Here is a 13,484-nt window from a genome sequence, read left to right as displayed (position 1 = left end):
CATCGTCTCCGATAATAATAAGAGAGACAAAAAAAGTAAAACTTGACAAGTTAAAAAAAGAAAGATTATGACCATTGCAGTCGGACGTGTGCCTGAAAGAGGGTTGTTTGATACCCTTGATGACTGGCTCAAAAGAGACCGATTTGTATTCGTTGGTTGGTCTGGTATCCTACTATTCCCTTGTGCTTATTTAGCATTAGGTGGTTGGTTAACTGGTACTACCTTCGTTACTTCTTGGTACACCCATGGTTTAGCTAGTTCTTACCTTGAAGGTGCTAACTTCTTAACTGTAGCTGTATCATCCCCCGCTGATGTTTTTGGACACTCCTTACTATTTTTGTGGGGTCCTGAAGCTCAAGGCAGTTTAACTCGCTGGTTTCAAATCGGTGGTTTGTGGCCTTTCGTCGCATTACACGGAGCTTTTGCTTTAATTGGCTTCATGTTGCGTCAATTTGAGATTTCTCGTCTTGTAGGGATTCGTCCTTATAATGCCATCGCTTTCTCTGGTCCTATCGCTGTATTTGTAAGTGTTTTCTTAATGTATCCCCTCGGACAATCTAGCTGGTTTTTTGCTCCTTCTTTTGGAGTAGCAGGAATTTTCCGCTTTATCTTGTTCTTACAAGGATTTCATAACTGGACACTCAACCCCTTCCATATGATGGGTGTGGCAGGAATTTTAGGTGGTGCATTACTTTGTGCTATTCATGGTGCAACGGTAGAAAACACCTTATTCCAAGATGGTGAACAGGCAAACACTTTCCGCGCGTTTGAACCTACCCAAGCTGAAGAAACCTACTCCATGGTAACAGCTAACCGTTTCTGGTCTCAAATTTTTGGTATCGCATTCTCCAACAAACGTTGGTTACACTTCTTCATGTTGTTTGTACCTGTTACTGGTTTGTGGATGAGTTCCATTGGTATCGTTGGTTTAGCTTTTAACCTCCGTGCTTATGACTTCGTCTCTCAAGAATTAAGAGCGGCGGAAGATCCTGAATTTGAAACTTTCTACACCAAAAACATCCTATTAAACGAAGGGTTGCGCGCATGGATGGCGCCTCAAGATCAACCCCACGAAAAATTTGTATTCCCTGAGGAGGTACTTCCACGTGGTAACGCTCTCTAATCCGATTGGTGGTCGTGACCTAGAATCTACTGGTTTTGCTTGGTGGTCTGGTAATGCTAGACTTATCAACTTATCTGGTAAATTATTAGGTGCTCACGTTGCCCACGCAGGTCTAATTGTGTTTTGGGCAGGTGCAATGACCTTATTTGAAACTGCTCACTTCATCCCTGAAAAGCCCATGTACGAACAAGGCTTTATCTTATTACCCCACGTTGCCACTTTAGGCTGGGGTGTAGGTGCTGGTGGTGAAGTAACTGATGTTTTCCCTTTCTTTGTAGTTGGTGTTCTTCACCTTATCTCCTCTGCCGTTTTAGGCTTAGGTGGACTTTATCATGCTTTGCGTGGTCCTGAAACCTTAGAAGAATATTCTAGTTTCTTTGGTTATGACTGGAAAGATAAAAACCAAATGACCAATATTATTGGTTATCACTTAATCCTTCTCGGTATCGGTGCTTTATTACTCGTATTCAAAGCCATGTTTTTTGGCGGTGTTTATGATACTTGGGCCCCCGGTGGCGGTGATGTTCGTGTAATTACTAACCCAACTCTTAACCCTGCGATTATCTTTGGTTATTTAATCAAAGCTCCTTTCGGTGGAGAAGGTTGGATTGTTAGTGTTAACAACATGGAAGACATCATCGGTGGTCATATTTGGGTCGGTTTAACCTGTATCTTTGGTGGTATTTGGCACATCTTAACCAAGCCTTTTGGTTGGGCTCGTCGTGCTTTGATCTGGTCAGGTGAGGCTTATCTTTCTTATAGTTTAGGTGCTTTATCCTTAATGGGATTCATCGCTTCTACTATGGTATGGTACAACAACACCGCTTATCCTAGCGAATTCTATGGACCTACTGGTGCTGAAGCATCTCAAGCTCAAGCCTTAACCTACTTGATTCGTGACCAAAGACTAGGTGCTAACGTCGGTTCTGCTCAAGGCCCTACTGGTTTAGGTAAATACTTGATGCGCTCTCCTACTGGTGAAATCATCTTCGGTGGTGAAACCATGCGTTTCTGGGATTTCAGAGGTCCTTGGTTAGAGCCTCTTCGTGGTCCTAACGGTTTAGACTTAGATAAAGTAAGAAATGATATTCAGCCTTGGCAAGTACGTCGTGCTGCTGAATATATGACTCATGCTCCTTTAGGTTCTTTGAACTCTGTAGGTGGTGTTATCACTGACGTAAATGCTTTTAACTATGTATCTCCTCGTGCATGGTTAGCAACTTCTCACTTCACTTTAGGTTTCTTCTTCTTAGTTGGTCATTTATGGCACGCTGGAAGAGCTCGTGCTGCTGCTGGTGGTTTCGAGAAAGGAATTGATCGTGAAACCGAGCCAACTTTATCAATGCCTGATTTAGACTAAATATTTTAGTTCTTGATCTGTGCTAGGTAAATAATAAGCCTCTGCCTCTTTTGGTGGGGGCTTTTTGTTTATTTTTAATTTTTAAAGAGGAAGAATAAATTAAAATAATAAGCTCAAATTATCCTTTTTTAATTATTTTTAATGGTTTTAAATACTTTTATTGCTGATAATTTACCTTTTGATTTAGATATACTGCCTGATGATTGTTATTTAGTGGGTGGTGCAGTAAGAGATGTGTTACTTAATCGCTTCAGAAATTATTTAGATTTAGATTTTGTTTTACCTCATTCATCTATTGAAACCGCAAGAAATATCGCTAATATTTATCGTGCTGGTTTTGTGATTTTAGATCATGAAAGATTTATTGCGAGAGTAGTTTTTCCCCATGCTACTATTGATTTTGCTCAACAAGAAGGCAACTCTATTGAAAATGATTTGTTAAGACGAGATTATACGATTAATGCCATCGCTTATCATTGTCAAGAAAGAAAAATTATTGATCCTTTGAAGGGTAAACAAGACTTAGAACAAGGCATCATTAGGATGGTATCTCGTCAAAATTTGAAAGATGATCCTTTACGATTATTACGAGGTTATCGTCAGGCTTGTCAGCTTAATTTTTATATCGAATCAGAAACTCGTCAAACTATTAAAGAATTAACTCCTTTTTTAATCAAAGTTGCAGCGGAGAGAGTTAATAATGAATTGAGTTATTTATTAGCTAGTGAAAATAGTAGTTATTGGCTAAAAGAGGCTTTTAAAGATGGTTTATTATCTCTTTATTGGCAAAATATTGATGAAAAAAAAATTATTTATTTAAAAAAAATTGATTTTATAATTAAACATTTACAAGAAAAATTTAGTTATTTTAATAATATTAATAATCAAAGTTATAGTATTGTAAAATTAGCTTGTTTAACAGATGATAATCCAGAAATTGCCGAAAAAGAATTACTCAATCTTAAATATTCTCGTCAAGAAATTAAGAGTGTCATAACTATTATTAAATATACTCCTTCTTTATTAGAAAAAGATTTTATTAATAATTTATCGGCACAGTATTTTTTCTTTTCAGCCGTTGGGAAAGTATTTCCTAGTTTAGCAATTTTTGCCCTTGCAAATGATGTAAATCAAGATTTAATTAATCTATTGCTTAATCGTTATTTTGATGATAATGATTCTGTGGCACATCCTAAACCTTTACTTACGGGGAATGATTTAATGAAATTTTTGAAAATTTCTCCTAGTCCATTAATCAAACAATTATTAACAGATGTCCAAATTGCTTATATAGAAGGAAAATTTACTGATCAAAATGGAGCTTTACAATGGATAATAAACCATAGACTATAATTATTTTATTGTATCCGTAAAATCATGAATACAGCTATTATAAATCAAATTAATGCGATCGCTGATAAAAGAGAATTATTAGTAAAACTCCTAGATAAACCAGATTTAGGAAGTTTACGCTTAGATGTAAATCAAGCCATTGAAGAGTTAGACGAGTTAATCGAAGATTTAAACAAAACTTTTATTAATAATTAGGTATCAGAGAATAACAGAGTAGAAGACTAGGAGACTAAAAGATAAAACTTTTTAAGTGTTAATTGTTAATTGTTAATTTTTACTATTACTTATTTATTGGGTTGAGGAGTTAATCGTAAATAAGGTTTAATTTCTGTGACACCTTTAGGAAATTTAACTTTAGCATCTTCTGTAGAAATAGAAGGCACAACGACGCAATCTCCTCCATCTTGCCAGTTAGCTGGAGTTGCTACTTGATGATAGTCAGTTAATTGTAAAGAATCAATAACTCTTAAAATTTCATCAAAGTTACGCCCAGTACTGGCAGGGTAAGTAATGGTTAAACGTAATTTTTTGTTGGGATCGATAATGAAAACGCTTCTAACGGTAAGATTATTTAAAGAGTTAGGGTGAATCATGCCATATAAATCAGCAACTTTGCGATCGCCATCTGCAAGAATAGGATAATTAACGGTGGTATTTTGAGTTTCGTTAATGTCGTTAATCCAACCCTTATGAGATTCAACATCATCAACACTTAAAGCGATAGTTTTAACGTTACGTTTTTGAAACTCAGATTGTAAACTAGCGACAGTACCCAATTCAGTGGTACAAACGGGAGTATAATCAGCAGGATGAGAAAATAATACTACCCAACTATCTCCTGCCCAATCATAGAAAGAAATATCACCGATACTAGAAGCCTGAGTAAAATTGGGGACGGTATCTCCTAATTGTAAAGTCATAGGTTTTAAATTAAATTATACTTAAATTGATTACTGATTCTAATTGTGTCATATTTTTATGTCATTATTTTATCAATTTTCAATTTTTTTCCGATTTTAACAAATCTTTACACGTTCTTAGATAATTGAAAGTTATCACCAAAAATTAGCCCAAGTAAGTATAACTGCGTAAATTTTCTTCATAATTTTTAATTAATAATTGAGATTTTTCAAGATTAATTTGTTTTTCTTGTACGGCATTTTCTGTTAAACAACGAAGTTTTTCTATTAAATCTTCAGCGGAATATTCAACATATTTTAAAACATCGGTTACAGTGTCTCCTTTGACAACATATTTAATGGTATAGTTATCTTCTTTGCTTTCGATATGAACAACATTTATATCCCCAAAGAGATTGTGTAAATTTCCCATAATTTCTTGATAAGCACCCACTAAAAACATCCCTAAATAATAGGGTTTAAAATCTGTGTTTTCTAGGTTATCAATATTATTATCTTCTTGAGGTTTTAAAGGATGTAATTCTAAGGCATTTTTAACGTCTAATAAATCGATAAACTTATCAATCTTACCGTCACTATCGCAGGTTAAATCTGCTAAAATAGCTTTAACTGTTGGTTTTTCATGTAATCTGTGAATAGGTAAAATTGGAAATAATTGATCAATTGCCCAAGCATCAGGTGCAGACTGAAATACTGATAAATTAATGTAATAAGTAGCAATCATTAAATCATTTAAGTCATTCAAATCATCACTAACATAAGTTTCATTTTTAGTAATTTGATAAATTTTATGACAACATCCCCAATATAATTGTTCAGCTTTTGCTCTTTCTACTAAACTAAGATAACCAAAATTGAATAAGCTGATGGCTTCTTCTTTAAATTGCACGGCATCATGATACATTTCTTGATAATTTTCTTCATCAATAATTTCATAGGTTTCCCACAAATTACGAATAATTAAATGTTCTTTTTCGACACTTTTTTCAGGCACTTCTAAAGGCGGATTATTACTACTTACCACATTAAAAATTAACACAGATTGATGAGAAGCGATGGCTCTGCCACTTTCACTAACTAGGATAGGGGAAAGGATATTATGTTCATCACAAGCTTCTTTTACGGCGGCGACAATATCGTTAGCATAGTTTTGCATATTATAGTTTTTTGAAGCATAAAAATTAGTTTTTGAACCATCATAATCAACAGCTAAACCTCCGCCGACATCTAAATATTTCATTCCAGCACCCATTTTTGATAATTCAATATAAATTTGACTGGCTTCTCTGATAGCATCTTTAATAACAGCAATAGAGGAAATTTGTGAACCAATATGAAAATGTAACAACTGTAAGCAATTTAATTTATTCTGTGATTTTAACTTATTTACTACAGTAATAATTTCAGGGATAGTCAAACCAAATTTTGCTTTTTCTCCGGTAGAATTACCCCAATGCCCTGAGCCTTTAGATTGTAATTTTGCCCTGACACCTAATTGAGGATTTAACTGTAATTTTTCACTCAATTTAAGAATAATAAATAATTCACTAATTTGTTCAATTACTATAATTAAATTGTGACCTAATTGTTGAGCCAAAAGAGCAGTTTCCAGATAATCTTCATCTTTATAACCATTACAAATTAATAAAGTATCCCCTGTTTTATCAATATCTAAAGTTGCTAAAGCAATCATCAACTCTGGCTTTGAGCCTACTTCTAATCCAAAACTATAAGGTTTACCGTATTCTACTAATGCTTCCACTAACTGTTTATGTTGATTACATTTAATGGGAAATACTCCTCTATAAACATTATCATAATTATAACGAGTGATCGCTTCATTCATACACTCATGTAACCGTTTCAAGCGATCATCTAAAACATCAGAAAAACGAATTAATAAAGGTAAATGAATATCTCTTTTTTTTAGATTTTCTACTAATTCTAATAAATCTATTTTATAGTTATTTCCATGAGGAGAAACAGTTATATTTCCTTGTTCATTAATCGCAAAATAAGGTTCACCCCATCCTTGTATTTGATAAAGTTTATTACTATCATTAATAGTCCAAGAATCACTCATAGTTTAAGACAAATTAAGAATTACTAGATGTATAAATATAATAAAGTTTTATCTAAATATTATATCTATAATTACTAGAAAAAGAAAGGAAATAAATAAGATAAAGCATCAAAAATTAGAAGATATTTTAAATTATTTTTAGTTTCCTAATTATAAATTATTAATTTTTATACCGTAGTAGAAACCATCGCCGCATTTAATTCCTCAGAAGTTACAGTAAAAGGTAAACGATGAATATCCGATGAAGATTGACAGGTAAGTTCGGCACAGTGACGCAATTGAGCTAAAGTAATGTTAGTTAAACCTAAATCTTCTAAAGTGCAAGGTAAGCCAATATTACGGTAAAACTTGATTAATTGTTGTCTTGCGGTGGTTGCTAATTGATTATTGACGATCATTTCTTCTAATCGTAATTGTACTAAAATACCATAGGCTACTTTTGCACCGTGTAACTGATGATGCGCTTCAGGAAGATGAGTTAAAGCATTATGTATGGCATGAGCTGCCACAGTACGACAATTTGCCCCTCCCAAACCACCGCTAACTCCTGCTAATAATACTGTTGCGTCAACTACTTCTTTCCATTCTTCACGGAGGGGATTTTTTAACGCACTTTCTGATTTTTGTAGTAGAATGTCTCTCAAGACTCTCGCTTGTTGTACGGCGGCAATAGTTAAAGTTGCACTAGATTCACCGCTACTGATGGAGGCTTCATACCATTTTGCGATCGCATCACCAATACCTGCTATTAATGTGTTAACAGGGGCGGTAGCAATTAAATTATAGTCAAGGATTAGTAAATTAGGGCAATTTTTGAGACTGACATCGTATTGAAAAGCACCAGATTCAGAATATATATTACTCAATGCAGTCCATGCGGCACAAGTTGCCCCAGAAGTGGGAATAGTGATAACGGGTAAGTTACAGTTATAAGCTAATAATTTTGCCGTATCTAAGGCTTTACCACCGCCAACACCAATAATAACATTAGCTTGATGAGATTTTACAGCTTTTTCCAGTAGTTTTAAAGAACTTTCTGAGCAATCTGGACTATAATTTTGATAAGAGAGATTTAAATTAAATTCTTCACTGATAGGATCAAGATAATTTTCTATTAATTTTAAGGTTTTTTCCCCACCAACAATTAAAGGGTTTTTACCAAAATGAGAGATAAATTTGCCACTTTTTATTAAACAATTTTCCCCTTTAATAATATTAGCGGGAGCGACTTGTAAACTAAAAATATCATTAACTTTTACAATAGGTTGAATTTGTTGAGATTTCTTCATTTTCTATAACAATAAATAATAAAACAATCTAATCAAAAATAGAATAATGATCAGTTACCAAACTAATATTTTTATTTCTCATTTTTAACCCCTAATTGATAAGAAAGTGGTTCACAAAATTGATTAATTCCTTGTTTAATGACATAAATAATCACAGGAATAATCAATAGAGGAGGACAAATTTTTTTCTCTAATAAATAATTAACAGCAGTTTCAATGTAATTATCTTCTAAATCAGAGCGTAAATTTTCTTGACAAATAGCTACCCGACAACGTTTTGCCCAACCTTCTAACCAATCTACCCTATCAGGGGTTTGCCCAATAGCCAAAGCGATAGAAGTTGCACCGTCTTCTAAATCTCCTTCAGCATCTTCAATTATATCTAAAGCCATCATAGCAGATTCACATTCCGCTAATTGATCTCGATAATCATTAATTTCTTGACTGGTTAACTGCATAAATTTCTAATCAATCATAATCCCTTTGTTAAATAATGTTAACTTATTTTATTAGAAAGAATATAGCTATAGCAATCCTAAATGATTCGTGCCAAAGTCAATATCAAAAATTTGGAGGCAAGGCAATAGGCTTAAGCCCATTGTTATCCCCTTGTTAAAATCTCGGTTTAACATTTTCTACTATTTTTAAATATCCCATAACTAATTTAGGAATGTTATATCTCAATGGATAATGAAGAATGTATAGCTAAGAAAAATTTGAGAAGCATTAACGATGATTTAATAAATTATGAGTTATTCTTTTTATTATTTCGTTTTTTCTTCTCAATTTTTAGTAAAGGAGTGTTTAAATTTTCATATAAATTAAAAAGAAATTCGATGCGGTTTAATTCATTAGTGAAAAGTTGTGATCGATAGCATAAATCTACTGCTTTGTCAAGATTATTATGGGCTTTTAATAAGTCGGGAGGCATGGTCAAAGGATTATATAAATCAGCTAAACTACTATCAGGATATTTTGCTCGAATATCAAGAATTTTTTGAGCTAAATTAGCCACTTTTTTCCGTTGTTTTTCCGTCACATTTTCAGGAAAAGGATAGTTATTATAAACAATAGAACTTGAATAACGATAATCACTTTTTAGTCTTCCACAGACGTATTTAACCCATGTCATGTGCATTTGTGAGGTTAAGATTCCGAATAAAAATAAATCTGCATTAGGAATTAATAAAACTTGATCATTAGCAATAATATTTTTTAGCATAAAGCCAATAGGAATATATTTTCTTCTTTCAGAAGATACACGGGGTAATAAAAGATAATCGGTTTCAGGTTGTCTATTTTCTGCAAAAAGTGTAGGAAAACTAGCTAAATTTTTGGTTGCTTCTCGTTTACTTTCTAGTCTTAAATTTTTGACATTTTCTACTCTTTTATTAATATGTTTTAATTTTTTTAATTCATTAGGTTGAATGTCAACTAGCCATAAACAATAGCGAGTATATCCATTGATAAATTCTTGTGCACCTGTATAAGGTTTAATCCATTTTTCTGCTAATGGTTCATTTTTTAAAAATTCTTCTTTTTCTGTTTCAGTAAATAAAAAATTTCCTCCATCATTTGGCATATTACCAAAATTAATTTCAGGCACATTGGAAATAGGTTTTCTACGACTTGAAACAATTAAATCATTACCTTCTACTAAATAGGGATTTATATTTTTTACTTTAATTTCCGTTGCTTCACCCTTAATATTTTCATAGGAAAAAAGCCTTTTATTGTTGATATTTTCTAAGCCAAAACCAATAATAACACAATGGACTGCGGCGTTACCTTTAGCTTCATTATTCCAAGAAAAAGTACGATGAGCAAAGTGAATTTTGATGTTATATTTAGTGTATAATTCTTGCCATAAAATACCAACTTGTTCACCTTGAGAAATAGAATTAGTACTCACAAAAGCACAACGAATCTTAGTATTTTGAATAAACTGAGATGCTTTAAGATACCATGCACAAACATAATCTAAAACACCAGCATTTTTTACTCCATTAAAAACTAAACTCATATCAATTTTTTGCTGTACATTTTGATAACTTTTCCCCACAAAAGGAGGATTACCTAAAATAAAATTACAAGAAAAATTATCACTTTCAGAAAACTTAGTCAATTCCTTTGCGTCTTTGTGCCTTTGCGAGAAAAAAACCTCCCTCCAATCAACTTGCAAAGCATTACCATGAAAAATAAAAGCCGACTTTTTCAGAGGTAAACGCACAAAATATTGACCAAATTCATTACTCACTTTAATATTCATTTGATGATCAATTAACCACATGGCAACCTCGGCAATTCTTACTGCAAACTCATCATATTCAATGCCAAAAAATTGATCTACATCGACTTTAATAATAGTGCGAATATCTAACTCTAATTGTCCTTGTTTATTTAACTGTTTTAAGACTAAAATTTCTAATTCTCGTAACTCTCTATAAGTAATAATTAAAAAATTACCACAACCACAAGCTGGATCAAGAAACTTTAATGACGCGATTTTATGGTGAAATTCTTTGAGTTTATTTTGGTTATTTTTTAGCTTCTCAAACTCTATATATAAATCATCTAAAAACAAAGGTTTAATGACTTTTTGGATATTTTTTTCTGAGGTGTAATGAGCTCCCAAATTACGTCTTTGAATAGGATTCATCACTGCTTGAAACATTGAGCCAAATATCGCAGGGGAGATTTTACCCCAATCTAAACTACTGGCTTTTAATAACATTTCTCGCATTTGACTATCAAAGGAAGCAAGAGGTAAAGATTCTTCAAATAACTTGCCATTAATATAAGGAAATTGAGCTAAATTTTCGTCTAAATTTTTAAGTCTTTTATCCTCTGATTGATTTAAGATATGAAAAATAGAAGCGAGGTGCATTGCTAAATCACTGCCGTCTTCTTTAGTATGTAAATCTAAATGTTCTTGAAAAATTCCTTTATTAAAAATACCTGTATCATCAGCAAATAAACAAAATAATAACCGCACTAAATAAACTTCTAATTCATGACCACTATAACCAATTTCTTTAAGCCTGTCATGTAATTCTCCCATCAATTGAGCAGCTTTAATATTGACAGGATCACCATCTTGATATACTCTTTTTTCATATCCTGCAATAAAGTCAAATAAGTGGACATGATTAACAAATTCTTTTAGCTCAAATTCGTGAGTTTGATCATTATCTAAATTGTATAATCTGAACTTTTGAAAATCAGAAACTAAGATATATTTAGGCAATTCATGTTCTTTTAATCCATAAAAATAATCAATAGCTTGTTGATAGGCTTTATCTAAATTTTTTCCTTTAGATTTATGCTCAACTAAAATAACTCCTTTCCAAAGTAAATCAATAAAACCCTGTTTATTATCTAATTTTTTGACTGCTTTTTCAAAGGTAGCAACTCTTCTTCTTGATACTCCAAAAACATTGAAAAAACTATCCCAAAATGATTTTGCTTCTGCTGATTCTGAGGTTTCATTTTCCCATTCTATACTAAAGGCGATCGCCCTACTTTTTATTTCATTCCAACTCAAAGGTGTCTGCATAAATGGAAAATTTAGGATTACGATAGTTAATTATTAATTATTAATTATTTATTCACCATGTTTTCAACCAGTATCGCTAACAAATGGCAACCTATAATCAAAGAATTAGAGGCAATTTTAGGTAAAAATGCTGTGGTTAAACGCAAAGACGAACTTTTAACCTACGAATGTGATGGATTAACAGAATATCGTCAAACTCCAGCTTTAGTAACATTACCCAAAACCACCGAAGAAGTTGCCAAAATAGTTAATATTTGCAATAAATATGAAATTCCATGGATTGCTAGAGGTGCTGGTACAGGTTTATCAGGTGGTGCGTTACCTTTAAAAGATAGTCTTTTAATTGTTACCGCTAGAATGCGTCAAATTTTGGATGTTGATTATGAGAATCAAAGAATTGTGGTGCAACCCGGTATTATTAATAATTGGGTAACACAAGCCGTTAGTGGTGCTGGTTTTTATTATGCCCCTGATCCTTCTAGTCAGATAATATGCTCTATTGGTGGTAATGTAGCCGAAAATTCTGGAGGTGTACACTGTTTAAAATATGGTACAACTACTAATCATGTTTTAGGTTTAACCATTGTCACCGCAGAAGGAGAAATTTTGAAAATTGGCGGAAAAGTACCAGAAATGCCCGGATTTGACTTAACAGGCTTATTTGTAGGCTCAGAAGGTACTCTAGGTATTGCAACAGAGATTACCTTAAAAATTCTCAAAACTCCTGATGCTATCTGTGTTGTTTTGGCAGATTTTAACAGTATTGAAGAAGCAGGAAGTGCCGTAGCCGAAATTATTCGTGCTGGTATTATTCCTGCGGGAATGGAAATGATGGATAATTTTAGTATCAATGCAGTAGAAGATATTGTCGCAACTGACTGTTATCCTCGTGATGCCCAAGCCATTTTATTGGTAGAATTGGACGGTTTACAGGTAGAGGTTGATACTAACAAGAAAAAAGTAGATGCTATTTGTCGCTCTTGTGGTGCAAGAAATGTAACTTCCGCTAGTGATGCACCTACTCGGTTAAAACTTTGGAAAGGAAGAAAAGCGGCTTTTGCGGCAATGGGCAAAATTAGCCCTAATTATTTTGTACAAGATGGAGTTGTACCTCGATCCAAATTATCTCAAGTTTTGGGAGAAATAAATGCTTTGGGTGAGCAATATGGTTATCGTATTGCTAATGTTTTTCATGCTGGGGATGGTAACTTACATCCTTTAATTTTATATAATAATGCTATTGAAGGCTCTTTTGAAAAAGTAGAAGAATTAGGAGGAGAAATTCTTAAGTTATGTGTGAGAGTAGGAGGTAGTATTTCAGGGGAGCATGGTATTGGTAGTGATAAAAAATGTTATATGAGTGATATGTTTACGGAAACTGATTTAGAAACCATGCAATATGTCAGAAACAGTTTTAACCCTAAAGGCTTGGCTAATCCTGATAAAATTTTTCCGACTCCTCGCACTTGTGGAGAAGCGGCAAATGCCAACAAAGTAGATTATAAAGGCATCCAAGCATTTTAAAACTAAGTAGTTAACAATTAACAATTAAGCTATAGGTGAGTGAGTAAAATTAATTGTACATTTTATTTTTCTCAAAGCTATGGCAACCATGAGTTAAAACCATTGCCTCCATACAATTAATTTTTCATAAATACTTATTTATTTTTTATTCGTTTTTTGCCTATCAGTTAACTTAAAAAAGGTTAAATTGCTAACTGCTGACTGCTGAGTGAGAAGAAAAAATTTTCCGAAAAAGTGCATAAATTTAAAATTCTTGACTGATATATAAGTAGAGAA

General features: G+C 33.0%; 10 protein-coding genes. 5 read left to right on the top strand and 5 right to left on the bottom strand.

What is annotated here, in order from left to right:
- The first annotated feature begins 67 nt into the window (after nt 1-67).
- The 4 genes from psbD to GM3708_RS18850 all read left to right on the top strand — a co-directional run bounded on the left by psbD (nt 68) and on the right by GM3708_RS18850 (nt 4,031).
- Nucleotides 68-1,123 (top strand): photosystem II D2 protein (photosystem q(a) protein), encoded by a 1,056-nt coding sequence (gene psbD / locus GM3708_RS08100; RefSeq protein ID WP_066345088.1) that lies wholly within the window; start codon nt 68-70, stop codon nt 1,121-1,123.
- Nucleotides 1,107-2,483: a photosystem II reaction center protein CP43 gene (gene psbC, locus GM3708_RS08095; protein WP_066345467.1), complete on the top strand. Its 1,377-nt coding sequence runs from the start codon at nt 1,107-1,109 to the stop codon at nt 2,481-2,483. Before psbD ends, psbC begins: the two co-directional genes overlap by 17 nt.
- 141 nt (nt 2,484-2,624) lie before the next feature.
- Entirely contained in the window at nt 2,625-3,836 is a 1,212-nt protein-coding gene (locus tag GM3708_RS08090; RefSeq protein WP_066345466.1) for a CCA tRNA nucleotidyltransferase, read from the top strand.
- A 24-nt stretch (nt 3,837-3,860) separates the two neighbouring features.
- Nucleotides 3,861-4,031 carry a hypothetical protein gene (locus GM3708_RS18850; RefSeq protein ID WP_173645004.1) on the top strand — a complete coding sequence of 57 codons (171 nt, stop codon included), beginning with the start codon at nt 3,861-3,863 and terminating at the stop codon, nt 4,029-4,031.
- A gap of 89 nt (nt 4,032-4,120) precedes the next feature.
- Here the strand turns inward: GM3708_RS18850 and GM3708_RS08085 are convergent, their stop codons facing one another.
- From GM3708_RS08085 to GM3708_RS08065, 5 genes are all read right to left on the bottom strand, one after another.
- Entirely contained in the window at nt 4,121-4,756 is a 636-nt protein-coding gene (locus GM3708_RS08085; protein WP_066345465.1) for a peroxiredoxin, read from the bottom strand.
- Nucleotides 4,757-4,901: 145 nt separating this feature from the next.
- Nucleotides 4,902-6,839 carry a biosynthetic arginine decarboxylase gene (speA, locus tag GM3708_RS08080; RefSeq protein WP_066345463.1) on the bottom strand — a complete coding sequence of 646 codons (1,938 nt, stop codon included), beginning with the start codon at nt 6,837-6,839 and terminating at the stop codon, nt 4,902-4,904.
- 167 nt (nt 6,840-7,006) lie between these two features.
- Nucleotides 7,007-8,128, bottom strand: a complete 1,122-nt coding sequence (locus tag GM3708_RS08075; RefSeq protein WP_066345462.1) for an iron-containing alcohol dehydrogenase family protein — start codon at nt 8,126-8,128, stop codon at nt 7,007-7,009.
- A gap of 71 nt (nt 8,129-8,199) precedes the next feature.
- Entirely contained in the window at nt 8,200-8,586 is a 387-nt protein-coding gene (locus tag GM3708_RS08070; RefSeq protein WP_066345460.1) for a hypothetical protein, read from the bottom strand.
- A 287-nt stretch (nt 8,587-8,873) separates the two neighbouring features.
- Complete coding sequence (locus GM3708_RS08065) at nt 8,874-11,684, bottom strand: DNA methyltransferase (protein WP_066345459.1); 2,811 nt, start codon at nt 11,682-11,684, stop codon at nt 8,874-8,876.
- A gap of 57 nt (nt 11,685-11,741) precedes the next feature.
- Here GM3708_RS08065 and glcD point away from each other — a divergent pair, with 57 nt between their 5' ends.
- Entirely contained in the window at nt 11,742-13,208 is a 1,467-nt protein-coding gene (gene glcD / locus GM3708_RS08060) for a glycolate oxidase subunit GlcD (RefSeq protein WP_144439297.1), read from the top strand.
- The last annotated feature ends 276 nt before the right edge of the window (nt 13,209-13,484 follow it).

The sequence above is a fragment of the Geminocystis sp. NIES-3708 genome (genome assembly GCF_001548095.1).
Classification (GTDB): domain Bacteria; phylum Cyanobacteriota; class Cyanobacteriia; order Cyanobacteriales; family Cyanobacteriaceae; genus Geminocystis.
The sequence above is the reverse complement of the archived record's forward strand: the minus strand, read 5'-3'. Positions and strand labels throughout refer to the sequence as shown.

Coding starts and splice junctions, on each gene's coding strand:
- psbD (WP_066345088.1), top strand. CDS start 68: ATGACCATTGCAGTCGGACGTGTGCCTGAAAGAGGGTTGTTTGATACC.
- GM3708_RS08090 (WP_066345466.1), top strand. CDS start 2,625: ATGGTTTTAAATACTTTTATTGCTGATAATTTACCTTTTGATTTAGAT.
- GM3708_RS18850 (WP_173645004.1), top strand. CDS start 3,861: ATGAATACAGCTATTATAAATCAAATTAATGCGATCGCTGATAAAAGA.
- GM3708_RS08085 (WP_066345465.1), bottom strand. CDS start 4,756: ATGACTTTACAATTAGGAGATACCGTCCCCAATTTTACTCAGGCTTCT.
- speA (WP_066345463.1), bottom strand. CDS start 6,839: ATGAGTGATTCTTGGACTATTAATGATAGTAATAAACTTTATCAAATA.
- GM3708_RS08075 (WP_066345462.1), bottom strand. CDS start 8,128: ATGAAGAAATCTCAACAAATTCAACCTATTGTAAAAGTTAATGATATT.
- GM3708_RS08070 (WP_066345460.1), bottom strand. CDS start 8,586: ATGCAGTTAACCAGTCAAGAAATTAATGATTATCGAGATCAATTAGCG.
- GM3708_RS08065 (WP_066345459.1), bottom strand. CDS start 11,684: ATGCAGACACCTTTGAGTTGGAATGAAATAAAAAGTAGGGCGATCGCC.
- glcD (WP_144439297.1), top strand. CDS start 11,742: ATGTTTTCAACCAGTATCGCTAACAAATGGCAACCTATAATCAAAGAA.